General features: G+C 72.2%; 12 protein-coding genes. 1 reads left to right on the top strand and 11 read right to left on the bottom strand.

Features of this window, described 5'->3' with window-relative positions:
- Positions 1–14 precede the first annotated feature (14 nt).
- The 11 genes from ABZ470_RS35090 to ABZ470_RS35040 form a co-directional block, all read right to left on the bottom strand.
- On the bottom strand, positions 15–611 hold the full coding sequence (locus ABZ470_RS35090) for a CBS domain-containing protein (RefSeq protein ID WP_352009467.1): 597 nt from the start codon (positions 609–611) through the stop codon (positions 15–17).
- 231 nt (positions 612–842) lie between these two features.
- The gene (locus tag ABZ470_RS35085; RefSeq protein ID WP_362916842.1) at positions 843–2,333 is read right to left on the bottom strand and encodes an alpha/beta fold hydrolase; all 1,491 of its coding nucleotides are present in this window, start codon (positions 2,331–2,333) and stop codon (positions 843–845) included.
- A gap of 261 nt (positions 2,334–2,594) precedes the next feature.
- Positions 2,595–3,653, bottom strand: coding sequence for a tellurite resistance/C4-dicarboxylate transporter family protein (locus tag ABZ470_RS35080; RefSeq protein ID WP_362916840.1), 1,059 nt, complete (start codon positions 3,651–3,653; stop codon positions 2,595–2,597).
- 1 nt (position 3,654) lies between these two features.
- On the bottom strand, positions 3,655–4,407 hold the full coding sequence (gene narI / locus ABZ470_RS35075; protein WP_362916838.1) for a respiratory nitrate reductase subunit gamma: 753 nt from the start codon (positions 4,405–4,407) through the stop codon (positions 3,655–3,657).
- Positions 4,404–5,033: a nitrate reductase molybdenum cofactor assembly chaperone gene (narJ, locus tag ABZ470_RS35070; RefSeq protein ID WP_362916836.1), complete on the bottom strand. Its 630-nt coding sequence runs from the start codon at positions 5,031–5,033 to the stop codon at positions 4,404–4,406. The genes narI and narJ overlap by 4 nt, the downstream gene beginning before the upstream one ends.
- A complete protein-coding gene (narH, locus tag ABZ470_RS35065) occupies positions 5,030–6,673 on the bottom strand; it encodes a nitrate reductase subunit beta (protein WP_362916834.1) in 1,644 nt (547 codons plus the stop codon). The genes narJ and narH overlap by 4 nt, the downstream gene beginning before the upstream one ends.
- Positions 6,673–10,368: a nitrate reductase subunit alpha gene (locus ABZ470_RS35060; protein WP_362916832.1), complete on the bottom strand. Its 3,696-nt coding sequence runs from the start codon at positions 10,366–10,368 to the stop codon at positions 6,673–6,675. Before ABZ470_RS35060 ends, narH begins: the two co-directional genes overlap by 1 nt.
- Positions 10,369–10,669: 301 nt before the next feature.
- Entirely contained in the window at positions 10,670–11,185 is a 516-nt protein-coding gene (locus ABZ470_RS35055) for a lytic polysaccharide monooxygenase auxiliary activity family 9 protein (protein ID WP_352009196.1), read from the bottom strand.
- Between the two features lie 246 nt (positions 11,186–11,431).
- Positions 11,432–12,901: a SulP family inorganic anion transporter gene (locus ABZ470_RS35050; protein WP_362916830.1), complete on the bottom strand. Its 1,470-nt coding sequence runs from the start codon at positions 12,899–12,901 to the stop codon at positions 11,432–11,434.
- 11 nt (positions 12,902–12,912) lie between these two features.
- Positions 12,913–13,497 carry a carbonic anhydrase gene (locus ABZ470_RS35045; protein ID WP_362916828.1) on the bottom strand — a complete coding sequence of 195 codons (585 nt, stop codon included), beginning with the start codon at positions 13,495–13,497 and terminating at the stop codon, positions 12,913–12,915.
- 397 nt (positions 13,498–13,894) lie between these two features.
- Positions 13,895–14,368, bottom strand: a complete 474-nt coding sequence (locus ABZ470_RS35040) for a hypothetical protein (protein WP_362916826.1) — start codon at positions 14,366–14,368, stop codon at positions 13,895–13,897.
- Positions 14,369–14,949: 581 nt separating this feature from the next.
- Between ABZ470_RS35040 and ABZ470_RS35035 the strand changes: the two genes are divergently transcribed.
- Positions 14,950–17,514, top strand: a complete 2,565-nt coding sequence (locus ABZ470_RS35035) for a DUF6493 family protein (RefSeq protein WP_362916824.1) — start codon at positions 14,950–14,952, stop codon at positions 17,512–17,514.

Here is a 17,514-nt window from a genome sequence, read left to right as displayed (position 1 = left end):
CCGAAAGACCCGAATCAGCCCAGGTGCCTGACCCTGACCACCCCGGGGACCGTACGGGCGAGCAGGTCGGCGATGTCGTCCACGCTCGCGGCGTGACGGCCGCGCAGCTCGACCATCCCGTCACGCACCACGACCTCCCAGGACGGTCCCGCGGGGTAGCGCTCACGCAGCGCGGCCAGCACGTCGGCGCGGATGTCCTCGTCGGGACGGGCCAGCAGGGCGAGCAGGTCACGGCGGCTGAGCATGCCGACCACCCGATCCCCCCTGGTCACCGGCAGGCTCTTGACCCGCCTGCAGATCATCAGGTCGATCGCCGCGGTGACGTCGGTCGTCTCCGTAACGGTCGTGACCTCGGAGGTCATGACGTCGGCGACCGTGTACGGCGCGGGCGCCGAGTGCCCGAGCACGATCCTGGCGCTGGAGCGGGGGTCGCGCTCGAACTCACCGCGCAGCAGGTCCATCTCGCTGACGACCCCCGCCAGGCGGCCGTCGCCGTCCAGCACGGGCGCCGCGGTGACGTCGTGCCCGTACAGGACGCGCACCGCCCGCCGTACCGGATCGGAGGGGCCGACCGTGACCACGTCCGTGGTCATCACCTCCCGGACCAGCATGGTCGTCACCCGCCTCTCGTCACTCCCGCGGTCATGTGTCCTCACCGCCATCCCAGCCCGGCACGCCGGTGGGACGGTAGAGGCGGAGGTCCTCACCCGGGCTTCCGCCAGGGCCGCCGGGAGGGAAGCCCTGCCGGAGCGAACCCGCCCACCGGGGGCGGGCACCCGGCCCGGCCGCGGGAGGAGGAACCACGGAGCCCGAGCGCCGGGCCCTCCTCCCGCGGCCCGCTCCTACCGTCGTCCGCCGTCGTCCGTCGCCGGGCAGCGCAGGCCCCGCGACGGCACGGTCAGTGAGATCAGGTAGTCGTCCATCGCCTTCGTGGTGCACTCGGTCATGCCGTAGACGCCGTGTCCCCAGCCCTCGTAGGTGAGCAGCACGGCCCTGGGGCCGAGCTGGCGGGCCGCGTTGGCCGACCACGTGTACGGAGTGTCGGGGTCGTGCAGGGAGTTGGCGAGCAGCAGCGGCGCGGTGCCCGTGTACCGGAGCCGGTGCTGCGGGTTGTTGACGGGATGGCCCTGGCAGATGGGCATGTCCCCCATCGGCATCGGGTTGTAGCGCATGTCGGGGGCCAGGCGGTTGGCGCCGCGCAGCAGCCGCTCGTACTCGGCGTAGCTCCGCACCGACAGGTCGTGGTCCTCACAGAGGATCGCGGTCGGCAGTTCGGCGAGTTCCCCGCCCACGGGCCCGTTGCCGGGCGGGGGCGGCAGGTCGGACGGCACGGGGCCGCCGTCCAGGGCGAGGATCACCTGGGCCAGCGACTGCCAGGCGGGTCCCTCGTTGAGCACCACACCGAGCCAGAGGAGGTTGTGGGCGCTCAGCGGGCGGTCGGTGACGCCGGGGTAGTAGAGCTCCCCGCGCTGGGCCTTGGCGATCAACCCCTGCCACACCTGCCGGACGTCGCGTCCGTTCAGCGCGCAGGAGGCGTCCCGGTCGCACCAGGCGACGAACTCGTCGAAGGCGTCCTCGACGCCGGCCGCCTCGGTCTCCTGGAACGCCCTGACACCGAGACTGTGGTCCATGTTGCTGTCCAGCACCATGGCCCGGACCCGCCGCGGGAAGAGCTCGGCGTACATCTGCTGGGCGAGCGTGCCGTAGGAGACCCCGTAGGAGGTGAGCTTGCTCTCCCCGAGGGCGGCGCGGATGGCGTCCATGTCGCGCGCCACGTTGACCGAGTCGACGTGGTCGTACACGGGGCCGGTGCGCTGCCTGCAGTCCGCGCGCAGCGTCCTGTTGTAGGCGATCCACCTGTCGTAGTCGGCCTGGCTCTTCATGATCGGGTCCGGCATCCGGTTGTACACCGACGCCGAGCAGACCACCGCGTTGCTGCGGGCGACGCCCCGGGGGTCGTAGCCGACGACGTCGAAGCGCCGCCGGATCTCCTCGCTGAAGCTGGGGGCGCGCAGGACGTCGTTCACGCCCGATCCGCCGGGTCCGCCGGGGTTGGTCAGGAGGGAGCCGATCCTGGCCGAGGGGTCGGTGGCCCTGCGCCGGGCGAGGGCCAGGTCGAGTGTGTCCCCGTACGGTTTCGACCAGTCGACCGGGACGGTCAGCGTGCCGCACTCGATGGCCGGGTCCTCCTCGCACGGACCCCAGGTGATGCCGTTCCCTCCGGTGGTGTCGGCCGCCTCGGCCGTCGTGAGGGGGCACAGGGCCGTCATGGCGGGGCACAGGGCCGCCACCGCCACGAGGACGACGGCGAGTTTGGAGAGTCCTCTCCGCAACGTTGCTCCAATCGTCGATTGGCAGATCAAGCCGTTCGCGCGGCGGGGGATCGGTCCTGGCCGTGCCGCGCGTGGCCGCATCGGAGGCTCACCGGATGCCGGCCCCCGGACCGTGGGGGCGATCCCGGGCCGCAGCGGGGCCGCTGACATCTGTCTCGTGTTGATCTTCTGGCATGCTACCGACCATTACCGCCATGTGCGATAAATCGCATTTGAAGCTGATATATCGCCACAATGGGTGGTCGTCGGGTGGCGCTCAGGTCAACCGGGGGAACGGGTGAGCGAGCGGGCGGCGCGGGCCAGGTGGACCGCCATCGCGCAGAACGTGAGAACCCAGGCCGCCAGCCCGAACCACACCTCGACGTCGCCGAAGGCCGTCACCAGGCCGAGACCGGTCGCCTCGCCCAGACCGTGGGAGGCGGCGGCGTAGGTGCCCAGCGGGAAGACCAGGCTCCACATCCCGGGCCCGTAGCGCAACGGGACGCCGCGCCGTACGTGCCGCCACCAGCCCGCCAGGAGCAGGGCGAAGAAGACCCAGGTCGCGAACCCCCAGAAGACCACGCCCACGTGCAGGGCGAAGTCACGGACCACCTCGGCGGCGGGCGCCTCCCGCATGCCCGCGATCTTCGCCGCCGCGACGACGCTGATCGCGTTGGCGCCCATCGCGACCCAGTAGGGCGGGTTCAGCTCGTCGGCGTCCATCTCGAACAGCATCAGACGGAAGCACACGACGACGCCGACCAGCAGATAGAGCCACATGGAGATCGACCAGACCGCCACGGCGAACAGCGCCAGGGCGTCGCGGGGACCGGCCCCGGAGCGTTCGAGCGTCGCGGCGAGGATCGCGACGGACTGCCCGCCGACGACCCAGACGAACCAGGTCCCGTTGGCCCGCGCCAGGGCCTTGACGCTCTCGTGCCGCAGCACGCTCGCCCAGGGAACGAGGTAGGCCAGGACGAGCCAGCTGAGCGCGCCGACGACGAGGAACACCGTCGCGACCCCGAGACGGCCGTCCATGGCGATCCGGGTGCCGAGCAGGTCGGTCGCGGCGACGAAGGTGAAGAAACCGAAGGCCTTCGCCGGGTCGCCCAGGTCGCGGGCCGTCTCCGCCCGGCAGCCGAGCAGCCGCCACCCGGACAGGACCAGCAGCACGGCGTAGCCCGCGATCCCCACCCAGAGCAGGACGGCAGAGGGCACCTTCAGGCCCATGGCGCGCGTGTCGACCGAGATGATGCCCGTCGCCATCACCATGGCGAAGTAGGCGGGCTCCAGATTCCGCACCGCGGCCCGCCGTACGTCCCCCGGGGACGGCAGGCGCATCTCAGGCGGGTCCGCCGATCCTGCGCCATCTGCGGCCCGCCGTACCGGGCTCGGGTGGCAGGATGACCCCGCGGCTGCGGTAGACCACGAAGGGCCGCCACAGGTACCACAGCGGGAAGCTCCAGGCGTGGACCAGGCGGCTGAACGGCCAGACCGCCCACAGGACCCAGGCGGCCGTCGCGTGCAGCCGGTAGACCGCGGGCGCGTTCGCCACGGCGGCGACGTCGGGCGAGCCGGTGAACAGGCCGCGGAACCACGGGGCCACGGTGAGCCGGTAGTCGTATCCCGGCCCCAGCAGGTTCCACCAGATGGTGGGCACGACCCCGGTGATCACGATGACCAGCAGCAGCACCAGGGCGACGTAGTCTATCTTCGCCGTCGTGGCCCTGACCCGCCGGACGAGCATCCTGCGGCCGGCGAGGATCACGATGCCGACCACCACCACGACCGCGGCCAGCCCACCGCCGACGGCGGAGAACCACCGGTAGACCTCCTCGGGAATCCCGAGGGCGTGGGTGAAGGAGGCCGGGACGAGGATGCCCATGACGTGCCCGAGGATCGCGGCGAACGCCCCGTAGTGGAACAGCGGCGCCCCCCATTTGAGCAGCCGGCGTTCGAGGAGCTCGGTCGAGTAGCAGTCCCAGCCGAACCTGTCGTAGCGCCACCGCCACACGTGACCGACCACGAAGACGGTCATCGCGACGTAGGGCAGCACGACCCACCAGAACACGTCCAGGGCACCGGCGCCGTTCATCGTGCCTCCTGTCCGCCGGTCAGGCCGGAGAGGTACTCCGGGGGCGCGAACGGTTCGAGCCCGACCTCCTCACTGGGCGGGCCGCTCTCCCACAGCGCCCGCACCGCCCTCAGCTCCGCGCGCCGCAGCCCGGGAAGCAGTGCGCAGACCGCCTCGACGACATGCGTGTACGGCGTGCCCGCCGCCTCAAGCGACCGCCTGAGCAGGTCGAGGTCGGCACGGCGGCGGCGCAGCAGCGCCATCCCCTCCGGGTGGAGGGCGGCGAACTCAAGCACGAGCGGCAGGAAGTCGGGCAGCTCCTCCTCGCAGGGCAGCAGCCCCGCCCGCCGGTAGGCGGCCTTGTAGGCGAGCATCGCCATCCCGCGCCCGCGCGTGTCGCCGTGCCGGTGGTAACTCAGGTAGAGGGCGCAGCGGTGACGCAGGTCGAAGGTCTCCACGTAGTGCCCGACCACCTCACCGGGCGGTTCGGCCCGCAGCCAGGCCAGGAAGGCGGCGAACCCCGCCCGCGCGGCCCTGGGCGTGGCACGGGCGGCCTCGTCGAGCCGGTCGGCCCCCTCGAACAGGGCCGGTCGAGGGTACTGCAGCAGCACCGAGGCCAGCTTGCACGCCGTCTCGGCCGCGTTCACGTCGCCTCCCCCTGAGCCTCGGGGAACTGAGCCTCGGGGAACTGGGCCCCGGGGAACAGCCGCGACGGGTCGCCGGTGCCGTCCCAGCCGAGCAGGTTGGCGTGCAGCCGCCCGTCCTGCCCGCGGAAGACGGGCGCCTCCCCGGCCGGGGCGGAAGGCGGTCCGTGACCGCCCATGCCGGGCCCGCCCTCACCGTCGAGGCTGCAGAACAGCTCCTGGTGCTGGGCGCTCAGCGCCCCGGCCTCCTCGGCGTGGACCTGCGGGATGACGTAGCGGTCCTCGTACTTGGCGATCGCCAGCAGCCGGTACAGGTCGTCCACGTCGTCGGGGGTCATGCCGACCGAGTGCGGCACCTCCTCCCCGGGGTCCCTGCCGAGCTGTACGGCCCGCATGACCGCCCTGACCGCGGCGAGCCTGCGCAGCACCAGGCGCACGGTCTCCGTCCTGCCCGCGGTGAAGAGGTTGGCCAGATACTCGACGGGCACCCGCAGCGCGTCGATGGCGGCGAAGACCCGGTCGGGGTCGGCCGGGTCGTAGCCCTCGGCGTGCGCGACGTCGGCGACCGGCGACAACGGCGGGATGTACCAGACCATGGGCAGCGTGCGGAACTCGGGATGCAGCGGCAGCGCCACCCGGTGCCGTACGGCCAGCGCGTGCACCGGGGAACGCACGGCCGCCTCGATCCAGTCGTCCGGGATGCCGCAGCGCGCGGCCTCCGCCCTGACGTGCGGGTCACCCGGGTCGAGGAACACCGACAGCTGCGCCTCGTAGAGGTCCTGCGGGTCCGGCGTCGAGGCGGCGGCGAGCACCGCGTCGGCGTCGTAGAGCAGCAGCCCGAGATAGCGCAGCCGTCCCACGCACGTCTCCGAGCAGATCGTGGGCTGGCCCGACTCGATCCTGGGGAAGCAGAACGTGCACTTCTCGGCCTTGCCGGTCCTGTAGTTGAAGTACACCTTCTTGTACGGGCAGCCGGAGACGCAGAAGCGCCAGCCCCGGCACCGGTTCTGGTCGACCAGGACGATGCCGTCCTCCTGCCGCTTGTACATCGCCCCCGACGGGCACGAGGCCACGCACGAGGGGTTCAGGCAGTGCTCGCAGATGCGCGGCAGGTAGAACATGAAGACCTGCTCGAACTCCATCCGCACCCGCTCCTGGAGCCCTTCGAGGTCGGGGTCGCCCGGGGCGTGCTCGGGCGCGCCCGCCAGGTCGTCGTCGAAGTTGCTGCCCCACCGGATGCGCATGTCCTCACCGGTGAGGGTGGAGACGGAGTGCGCGCTGGGGTTGATCGTGCCCAGCGGCGCGTCGATGACGGTGCGGTAGTCGTAGGTCCACGGCTCGCCGTAGTCGTCGATCGTGGGCAGGTCGGGGTTGTAGAACATCTCCAGCAGGCGGCGCAGCCTGCCGCCCGCCCTGAGGGTGAGCCGCCCCTTTCCGTCCAGTTTCCAGCCGCCCCGCCACTGCCGCTGGTCCTCGTACCGCCTGGGGTAGCCGACCCCCGGCTTGGTCTCGACGTTGTTGAAGTAGACGTACTCCAGGCCCGGCCGGTTGGTCCAGACCTGCTTGCAGGTGACCGAGCAGGTGTGACAGCCGATGCACTTGTCGAGGTTCATCACCATCGCGACCTGCGCCATGACGCGCATCAGAACCGCACCTCCTGTGACCGCCTGCGGATGACGACGAACTCGTCCCGCTGGAACCCCGACGGGCCGTAGTAGTTGAAGGCGAACGTGAGCTGGCCGTACCCGCCGATCATGTGGGTGGGTTTGACGATCACCCTGGTCAGCGAGTTGTCCGCGCCTCCGGGCCAGCCGGAGATCTCCGAGTGGGGGGTCATCAGGTTGCGGTCCTTGGCGTGGTACATGAAGACCGTCCCCTCCGGCATCCGGTGGGTGACCACGGCACGGCAGGCGACCACGCCGTTGCGGTTGTAGGCCTCGATCCAGTCGTTGTCGGCGACCCCGATCCGCTCGGCGTCCTGACGGCTCATCCAGATGACCGGGCCGCCGCGGAACAGCCGCAGCATGTGCAGGTTGTCCTGGTACTCGGAGTGGATCGACCACTTGGAGTGCGGGGTGAGGTAGCGCACCGTCACCTCGGGGCGGCCGTCCTCGCCCAGCCCCTGAGAGCCGAACAGCCGGGCGTAGTTGAGCGGCGGACGGTAGTTCGGCAGCATCTCGCCGTACTCGGCGAGCCAGTCGTGGTCGAGGAGGAAGTGCATGCGCCCGGTCAGCGTGTGCCATGGTTTGCGGCGCTCGACGTTCATCGTGAACGGCGAGTAGCGCCGCCCGCCGTTCTCCAGGCCGGACCACTCGGGGGAGGCGAACACGGTCCTGGGCTGGACCTGGGTGGCGGTGAAGCTGATCCGCCGTCCCGCGTTCTCCTCGGCCAGGTCGGCGAAGCTCACCCCGGTGCGCTCGCCCAGCGCCCGCCACCCCTGGACGCCGACCTGCCCGTTGGTGCTGCAGGAGAGCGCCATGATGGCCTCGGCCATGTTCACGTCGCGCGCCAGCGAGGGACGGCCGTCGCCGGGTCCGCCGCGCACCAGGCCGTTGTCGCGCCCGAGCTGACCGACGGCGGCAGAGGGCACCCAGGAGATGCCCTTGCACGCGGTGCCGAGGGTGTCGACGAGCGGGCCGAGCGCCGCCATCTTGCCGGCCACGGCGCCGTAGTCCCGTTCGATCGTGACCAGCTTCGGCATCGTCACACCCGGTACGGGCTCGCACTGCCCCGCCTTCCAGTCGAGCACCCTGCCGCCCGGCTGGGCCAGCTCGTCCGGGGTGTCGTGGGCCAGCGGCGAGGCCACCACGTCGGTGCGGGTGCCCAGGTGCACGGCACCGAGCCGGGACACCTCCTCGGCGATCGTCATGAACGCCTCGAAGTCGCTGCGCGCCTCCCAGGGCGGGGCGATGGCCGGGTTGAAGGAGTGGATGAACGGATGCATGTCCGTGGTGGACAGGTCGTACTTCTCGTACCAGGTCGCCGCGGGCAGCACCACGTCCGAGTAGGTGCAGGTGCCGGTCATCCGGAAGTCGATCGTGACGAGCAGGTCGAGCTTGCCGCGCGGTGCCTCCGCGCGCCAGGTCACCTCCGCGGGCCGTACGGCGGGCGGTGACTCCTCGGCCCTGACCGCGTCGACGGTGCCGAGCAGGTGCCGCATGAAGTACTCCATGCCCTTGCCCGAGGAGCCGAACAGGTTGGCCCGCCAGGCGATCAGGACACGCGGGAAGTTGCGCGGGTCGTCGGGGTCCTCGGCGGCGAAGCGCAGCCGTCCCGCCCTCAGCTCCGCCACGACGTGGTCGGCGACGGGCCGTCCCGCCCGCGCGGCCTCGTCGGCGAGGTCGAGCGGGTTGCGGTCGAAGGCAGGGGCCGCGGAGGTCCAGCCGAGCCGCTGGGCCTGCACGACGCAGTCGGCGAAGGAACGGCCCTCGAACAGCCCGGGCCCGAGCGGGCTGGACAGCTCTCCCGCGCCGAACAGCTCGTAGCGCCACTGGTCGGTGTGCAGGTACCAGTACGGCGTCGCGGCCGTCTGCCGGGCGGGCCGCTGCCAGTCGAGCGCGAAGGCGAGCTGCGACCAGCCGGTGAGCGGGCGGATCTTCTCCTGCCCGACGTAGTGGGCCCAGCCGCCGCCGTTGACCCCCTGGCAGCCGCACAGCATGATCAGCGTGAGGAAGGCCCGGTAGGTCTGGTCGGAGTTGCACCACTGGTTGGTGCCGCCACCCATGCAGATCATCGACCGGCCCCGGGAGACCTCCGCGTTGCGGGCGAACTCCCTGGCCACCCGGGTCGCCGCGGCGGCGGGCACCGAGGTGATCGCCTCCTGCCAGGCGGGGGTGAACGGCTCGGGGTCGTCGTAGCCCGCGGGCCACCGACCGGGCAGGCCGTCGCGCCGTACGGCGTAGTGCGCCATCACCAGGTCGAAGACCGTCGTGACCAGGTGGCCGCCGACCCGCGTCACCGGGACCCCCCGGCGCACGCTCGTGCCGCCCTCGGTCGCCCCGGTGTCGAAGCGGGGCAGGTCGACGGCGAGCGCGTCGGTGTGCCTGCCGTACAGGGTCAGCAGGGGGTCGACCCCGCCCAGGCCGAGGTTCCAGCGGCCCTTTCCCTCCTCGCCGAAGCGGAAGCCGAGCGAGCCGTTGGGCACCTTCGGCGTGCCGTCCGCCGCGTCGAGCAGCACCTGCTTGTGCGCGGCGCCCTCACCGGTCTCGCCGATGTCGGCGGCGGTCAGGAAACGGCCGGGCACGTGGGCGTCACCGCGTTCGGTCAGCGTCACCAGCAGCGGCAGGTCGGTGTAGGACTTGACGTAGTCGGTGAAGTAGGGCACCTGGCGGTCGCGGAAGAACTCCGAGAGCACGACGTGTCCCATGGCCATGGCCAGCGCGCCGTCGGTGCCGGGACGGGCCGCCAGCCAGTCGTCGGCGAACTTGGTGTGGTCGGAGTAGTCGGGGGAGACCACGACGACCTTCTGCCCCCGGTACCGTGCCTCGGTCATGAAGTGCGCGTCCGGGGTGCGGGTGATGGGCAGGTTCGTCCCCCAGACCATCAGGTAGGAGGAGTTCCACCAGTCACCGGACTCGGGCACGTCCGTCTGGTCGCCGAAGACCTGCGGCGAGGCGATCGGCAGGTCGGCGTACCAGTCGTAGAACGACAGGATGGTGCCGCCGATCAGCGAGAGGAAGCGCGTCCCGGCCGTGTAGGACACCAGCGACATCCCCGGGATGGGGGAGAAGCCCGCCACCCGGTCGGGACCGTACTCCTTGATGGTGTGCACGTGGGCGGCGGCGATCAGCTCGCTCACCTCGGGCCAGGTCGAGCGGACGAACCCGCCCTTGCCCCGCGCCTGCTTGTACCGGGCGGCCCGTTCGGGGTCGCCGGTGATCTCCGCCCAGGCCAGGACCGGGTCGCCGAGCCGCTCGCGCTCCTGCCGCCACATCTCCAGCAGGGGCCCCCGCACGTACGGGTGGCGCACCCGGGAGGGGGAGTAGGTGTACCAGGAGAACGCCGCGCCCCTCGGGCAGCCGCGTGGCTCGTACTCGGGGGAGTCCGTCCCGGTCGAGGGGTAGTCGGTCTGCTGGGTCTCCCAGGTGATGATCCCGTCCTTGACGTAGACCTTCCAGGAGCACGATCCGGTGCAGTTCACCCCGTGGGTCGAACGCACCACCTTGTCGTGGCGCCAGCGCTCGCGGTAGAACTCCTCGGCGCCCCGGCCGTCGACGTGGTACAGGTCGTGCCGATCCCGCGAGGGCGTGCCCGTGGTGAAGAACTGCGCGGCGCGCAGCAGCGCCTCGGCGGGCTTGCCGCCGGGCGGTGGAGGCGGGGAAACCGCCGGTTCTGCCATAAGATCACCCCGATTTAATACGGTATGCCGGAAAGGCAATACCGCTTGATTCTTTGGGTGAAATATGGCGATTAAATTGCTTTAATGGATTTAAGGGGAGATGTTTGGCTTCGGGTCGCTGACCAGGGGAAACGCCGGTTTCCTGGAGGGTGGTTGGCCCTTCCGTGGCCGGTTCCCGCGCTGCGGGTTTGCGTTTCCCGCCGGAAGAATTGGCGGCCTCGTTGGGGAGAAACGGGTGTGGGGGCCGCGATCGGGGAAACGGGAGGGCGGGGCGCACGCCCTCCCGCGGGTCGGGTCCGGGCTAGCGGACCTGGACGTCGACGCAGTTGTAGAAGGCGTTCACGGTGTCGGCGACGTTCCAGACGGCCAGGATCTTGTGGCGGCCGCCGGGAAGCCCGCTGATGGTGTGCGAGATGTTCGACGGCGGCTGGGTGTTGCCCTGGTTGAAGGTCTTGAACAGGGCGCCGTCGACGTAGTACTGCCAGGTGCTGGTGCGGTGGGCGGCGGTCAGCCGCCACTGGAAGGTGACCGTGCTGGAGACGGCCGTCGCGGGCCAGCCCTTGCCCTCGTTGTCAAGGACACGCCATCCGCTGCCGCCGCTGCACAGCCTCGAACCCTTGGGGGCCTCGACGCTCTGCGGCTCGTACTCGAGTCCGCCGCATCCGCTGACCCGCCTGCTGGCGCACATGTCCTGCCTGCTGGGCGGGGAGGTGATCCAGCCGTGGGCGCTGGCCGGGGCCGCGGTGGTGAGAACCACCGTCAGCGGTACGGCCAGCAACACGGACAGGGCGGTGATCAGGCGCTGCCTGATACTCATTGGGGCTCCTTTCAGCCGACGCGCCCGGGGGGTTGTGGCGCGCGCCGTCGGTGCCGTTGGGGGTGTACGGCGTCACCGGGGGCGGTGACGCCGTCGGCAGCATAACTCGATCCGTGCCTAACTGTTAAGATTCTTGTCAGTTAATTTTGCCTGTTGCCCACCTGCCGGACCCTTCCTGGCGGCCGGTTCCGGAACGGTGCCAGGCCCGTCGAGCCGGTGCCCGGCACCCTTCCGCGCACCGTCCTGTCAGGTGCCGGTCAGGACCGGGGGCACCGAGACCGCGGGGGTTCCCTCCCGGTTGTGCCCGGCGGCCCACGAGGTCAGCGCCGTACGGCAGGCGTGGTCCAGATGTCGCAACCCGGACAGTTCCAGCTCGATGTGCCGGTCACGAGGCAGCGCCTCCAGGGTGTCGAGCATCTTGGGCAGCCGCAGGAAGGTGGCGTTGCCGCTGAGCGTGACCCTGATCGGCCCGTCCGGGGTCTCCTCATCCACCTCCAGATGGATGTGCGAGGTCTCCCAGGCGGTCTTGACCACCGCCATGAGCAACCCGATCAGCACCCCCTCGAACAGGTTGAGGGCGACGACCGCGACCGCGGTGCACACCAGGACCACCGCCTCGCCCCGGTGCCGCCGCCACAGCGAGAGCAGCTGCGTGGTCGGGATGAGCTTCCAGCCGGTGTGCACCAGGACGCCCGCGAGCGCGGCCAGCGGGATGACCTCAAGCGCCGCGGGCAGCAGGGCGGCGAACAGCAGCAGCCACAGCCCGTGCAGCACGCGGGACACCTTGGTCCGCGCGCCCGCCCGCACGTTGGCCGAACTGCGCACGATCACCGCCGTCATCGGCAGCGCGCCGAGCGCCCCGCAGACGGCGTTGCCCACTCCCTGGGCCATCAGCTCCTTGTCGTAGTCGGTGCGGGGGCCGTCGTGCATACGGTCGACGGCCGCCGCGCTGAACAGGCTCTCGGCGGAGGAGATCAGGGTGAACGCCACGACGGTGCCGAGGAAGCCGAGCTCGGCGAGCGGTGCCAGATCGTCGAGGCCGGGCGGTCTGATCGCGCCGAGCAGGCCGTTCACCTCAAGCCTGGCCACCGGCAGGCCGAGGAGCGCGACGGCGGCGGTGGCCAGCGCGACCGCGGCGAGCGGCGCGGGGACCATCCGAGCCCGCGCGGGCAGCCGCGGCCACAGCGCCAGCAGCACGACGGTGCCCGTGCCGACGGCGACGGCGGCCAGGACACCGGGTGAGGTGAGGGAGCTCGCGGCCAGCGCGGGCAGGCCCGCCAGCTTGCCGAGACCGGAGCCGGGGGCGGAGACGCCGGCCATCGCGTACAGCTGCCCGGCGATGATGGTCAGCCCGATCCCGGCGAGCATCCCCTCGACGACGGCGATGGAGATGGCACGGAACCAGCGGCCGAACCGCAGCGCCCCGAGCAGCAGTTGCAGGAGCCCGGCCGCCAGGACGAGCGTGCCGAGGGCGGGCAGGCCGTAGAGCCGTACGGCCTCGAAGACCAGGACGGTCAGGCCCGCGGCCGGGCCGCTGACCTGCAGGCTGCTGCCGGGCAGCAGTCCGGTGACCAGGCCGCCGACGATGCCGGTGATCAGCCCGAGCTCGGCGGGCACACCCGAGGCGACGGCGACGCCGACGCACAGCGGCAGGGCGACGAGGAAGACGACGACGGAGGCGGCGACGTCGCCACGCAGGGTCGAGGTTCTCAGCATGGTGGTCACCGTCACAGGGGCAGGAACGTGTCGTGGCCGGGACGGTGGGCGAACACCATGCCCGTGTGCACCTCGTAGAACCAGCCGTGCAGCCGCATCCGGCCCTCCTCGATCCGCCGCCGCACGGCGGGGTAGGCGTGCAGCCGGTCCAGCTGGGCCAGGATGTGCTGCTTCGTCGCCGACCCGAGGTCGGTCCGCTCGTCGCCGAGGGAGTCGGCGGCGTGGGCCAGCCAGCCGCCCATGGCGGGGACGGCGGCCAGGTCGTCGCGGCGGACCACGGCGCCGACCGCGGCGCAGTGCGAGTGACCGCAGACCACGATGTCGCCGACACCGAGGGCCTCGATCGCGAACTCGATGGTGGCGGCCTCGCCGGAGGGGCGGTCGAGGTCGTAGCGGGGCACGATGCCGCCCGCGGTGCGCAGCTCGAACAGCTCACCGGGGCGCGCGCCGGTGATCAGGGACGGGACGACACGGGAGTCGGAGCAGGTGATGAAGAGCGCGAGCGGGGCCTGACCGGCGGCGTGCCGGTCGAGCCGCTCCCCGGCGACGGCGGCGCGGGCGGGGAAGGAACGGGCGTGCTCGATGAATGCGTGCATGCGAAAGCCCTTCGGACAGTCGTTGCTTCGGACACGTCGGTGAAGCGGAGGTGGTCGTGAGGACCGGGGAGCCGGGCGTGCCCGAGGGCACGCGGGACACGCGGACGTCCGGTGCTCGCGACCGGCGGCGCGGGCCCGTGGGCCGGCTCACTCGCCCGGCCTGGGGGAGAGCCGGGCTCGCTCCCGAGGCGCCTCCGGCCGGTCAGGCGCGGAGGGCGGCAGGGGAGGACGGGCGAGGGGCGGTTACCGCCTTCCTCGCAGGGGGGATTGAGCGGTGCGCGTCGCACCGCGGCGCCGTCTCACGCGGCCCCGGCTCGCGCCTCACACGTCCGCCCGTCCAGCGGGGCGGTGGCGGGGAAGGAGGCCGAAGCGGGCACCCGGGAGACGGCGGGCCCTGTCAGCAGCGGAACACCTGCAGCCGGGACTGTGAGGGAGCCGCGACGGCCGTTTCGCGCCGCCCGGCTCCGGGACGTGAGAGAGACCGCGCCGACGTCTCCGGAGAAGGGAGCGCCGTCGTCGTGTGCTGACCCGGACCGCGCAGCGGGGACAGGCACTGCGGCCCGCCCGCCCATCGCGCGGGCGCCTGGTGGCGGCAGCCACGGGTGGGCAGGTCGGTGCCGCCGTGGTCGGGGTTCGGCTCGGCCTCCCGGCCCGGGCCTCTCGGAGTCGCCGAGACTCCCGGGGCGGAGGCGGAGGCGGCCCTGACGGTCCGCGCCGTGCCACCCGTGCCACCCGAGGTGAAGATCGTCATGAAGGCGGAGACGGCGCTCGGCGGCGCCGTCCTGCGGTCGCCGTCAGGATCGACGACGACGTTCGTCAACAGGAAGGCGGTCACCACGGCCATGATCCAGGCCGGCACGTGACGCGCCACGACAAACCTCCATGACATTAGCGTTATCGCCGCTGAGACGACTTTCACCGCAAATGCTAATCGACAGAACGGGCCGTTCCCACGATTCATCGCAGGCATAATTCCGTGACCGGCTGGTTACGCTGGGCGTAACTATGAATGTCCGGGATGTGCGCGCAAAGCGGGATCAGGGTGGAGAAGTGAAGGGCTGTCCGGGATAAAAGACGAGGTCTGCTCATCTATGCGGCCTCTCCGGGGTTCGGGCCCCGCCGGGAGGGTGCCGCGTTTCCCCGGAGGATGGCGGCCGTTCCCTCTTTGCCGCCGCCTATTTCCACGGCGTTTCCCGCCGTCCGGCGCCTCTTTCCTCGGCGTGGCGGGTGTCGTGTGACGGAAATCACACGATATACCACCCCAAAAAGGCGCAGGTATATAGCGACTAGCCAGCACTTATGGCCTTTTAGGTCTCTATCAAGGAGGAAGCGTGTAAAGGGGTATTTGGTGTTTTTGTCAGACGCTTCCCGGGGTCACCCGCGGGCAGAGGCCGTCCCCAGCGGGCCGGCGAAGGTCGAAAGTGTCGGCGTCGCTGGCTAGTGTCCCCAGCCGTGGAGCACTGGGACGAGATCAGGAAACTGATCGAGGAAAGACGCGCCGACCGGCTCGCCGGGCGGATCACGACGCTGGGCGCCGAGGCCCGCAAGGAGGTCGCGACCCGGCTGCCCGGCCTGCTGAAGGAGCTGCGGGGCCGCTCCGACCGGTGGGACGACTCCCTGGTCCGCCACGGCACCGCGCTGCGGGTCGCGGGCGCGGGCACCCTCGGCGGCGCCGCGGCCGTCGCGTCCTGGCTGTACCGGCGCGACTTCGCCCCGCAGTGGGCGGGTCCCGACAACGACGTGCACCTCGTCCTGGCGGTGATCGCCGACCGCCCCGCCGCCTGGCGCGCCGACCTTGCCCGGCGGCTCGCGTTGCGCACCCGCACCCCCGACGACCGGGGAATGACACTCGCCCTGACCCTGCTGCGCGAGACCGGCGTCGAGCCTCCGCCGCACGACCCGCTGGTCGCGGGCTGGGTGAGCCGCAGGCCCTCGCGCCTGGCCGCCGACCCGCTGCTCGGTCACCTGCTGCCCAGGTTGTTCGAGGCCCAGGGGGCAGGCCGGGCACTGCGGGGCGAGAAGGAGCCGGACAGGGGCTGGCTGGCCGCCCTGTCCGGGCTGGCGGAGACGGGCAGGGTGCGGCGCGAGACCCTGGTCGAGGGCTGCCTGCGCCGCTTCCTGCTCGGCGGGACCGTCACCGACCTGCGCTTCTTCGTCCACCTGCACGAGGCGCTCGACCCCTCGCCCGAGGAGGTCGCCTCCCGCACGCGCGACTACCTGCGCCTGCTGGCCGTCTCCCCCGGCCCGGTCGCCACGCTGGCCGTACGGCGCCTGCGCGGGCACGATCTCACCGCGGACGACCTCGCCGAGGCGTGGGACTGCCTGCTGTTCCGCCAGGAACGGGTCCTGGTGCGCGCCGGACTGTCATGGCTCGACCGTTCCGTACGGCGTGACCCCGCCCTGGCCGGGGTGGCGGCCGCGCCACTGGCCAGGGCCTTCGCCGCGGAGTCCGTGGAGCTCCAGGCCAGGGCCGTCGAGCTGGCCCTCGCGCACACGGACGCCATGGGTGCGGAGGGACGCGCCCGCGTGCGCGAGTCGGCGGCCCTGCTCGCCCCCCACCTCGCCGACCGGGCCGCCGCCGCCTTCGAGGAGGGCCACGGCACCGGTACGGCTCCGCGTCCCGGGCCCGTGTTCGCTCCGCCGCCGCTGCCCGAGCCCGCGGAAGGTTCCCCCACCCCGCCGCCCCCGCCCGCCTCGGCCGAGGAGCTGGCCGAGCTGCTGGAGCGGCGGGACGACTCCTGGCAGTCGTGGGAACGGCTGCTGGCCGGGTTCGTCACCCTCGCCGTCCGCGACCGGGTGGCGCTGACGGCCGCGCTGCGCCCCTGGCTGCTCGGCGAGCCCGCCTGGCCGTACCGGGAGGAGACCTGGGAGCGGACGGACCAGTGGCTCTGGGGAGCCGTCCGCTCCCTGAGCACGACCGGCTCGGGCCGGGGCGCCTGGCGGACCCTCATGCCGTCGAAGGATCTGGCCGCCCCGTACGTCCTGCTGCTGCACCGCGCGGCCGAGGTCCTGCGCGCGGTCGAGGAGGACACCCTGCCGCCGGTACTGCTGGCCACGCCGACCCACGAGACCGGGCACGTGGCGGCGGCCGAGCTGGTCGGGCGGATGGAGGTCGTCGAGGCGGCCGGGGCGCGGCCGCTCGCCGCCGACCTGCAGCAGGCGCTGCTTCGGCTGCCGCGCGTCCCCGACCCCGAGGCGGCGGAGCGGGCGGCCCGGCTGACGTCGGCCGCGGGCGAGATCCTCGCCGGGTGGATCCGCCCCGGGGCCGCCGTCGAGGCCGAGGTCGAACTCGGCTGGACGACGGAGAACGAGGGCGGGCGGGACGGCACACGCCCGGTCCCGGTGATCACCGCCCCGCCGACCGGCCTGCCACTGGTCGACCTGATGTTCCGCGCCCCCGGGCATGGCGCCGGGGCCGGGCACTCCGGCTGGTGGCCCTCGACCCTGCCCTCGCACCGCGAGGTGGCCGCCGCGCACCTCGTGCCCTACACGCTCAGGCGCTCCTGGGGCGCCCCGGCCGCCGGGCCGGAGCAGATCCGCGACCTCGTCAGGGCGGAGGGACCCGCCGGAGCGGCGTTCTCCGCGGTGCTCGCCCGCTTCCTCGCCGACCCGCGGGCACCGGAGGCGGTCGACGCGCTCGTCGAGGCCGCCGCCCGGGACGGGCTGCCCACCGGTGAGATCGGCCGTCAGATCGGGCTCCTGGTGACCGCGGGCGAGGTCAGGGTGACCGACGTGGCCGCCGCGCTCGACACGGCGGCCAGGCGGGGTGCCCACGAGAGCGTGTGGCGGATCGCCGCCGCCGCGCTGCCCGCACTGCTTCCCGCCCCCGGAGAGCGTCCGCGCAACGGGCTGGCCGGGTTCGTCATGCTCGCCGCCACGGTCGCCGGGTGGTGCGGCGCGCGCGGCGAGATCCCCCAGGTGCGCGACATGGCGGCACGCAAGGGCGGCAGCGGGCTGCTCCGCGAGGTCCGCGCGCTGCACGACCTGCTCACCGGCGGCACCGCCAAGAAAGGATGA

The organism is Streptosporangium sp. NPDC020072, from assembly GCF_040631445.1.
Taxonomy (GTDB): domain Bacteria; phylum Actinomycetota; class Actinomycetes; order Streptosporangiales; family Streptosporangiaceae; genus Streptosporangium.
This window is presented reverse-complemented; position numbering and strand designations above follow the sequence as displayed.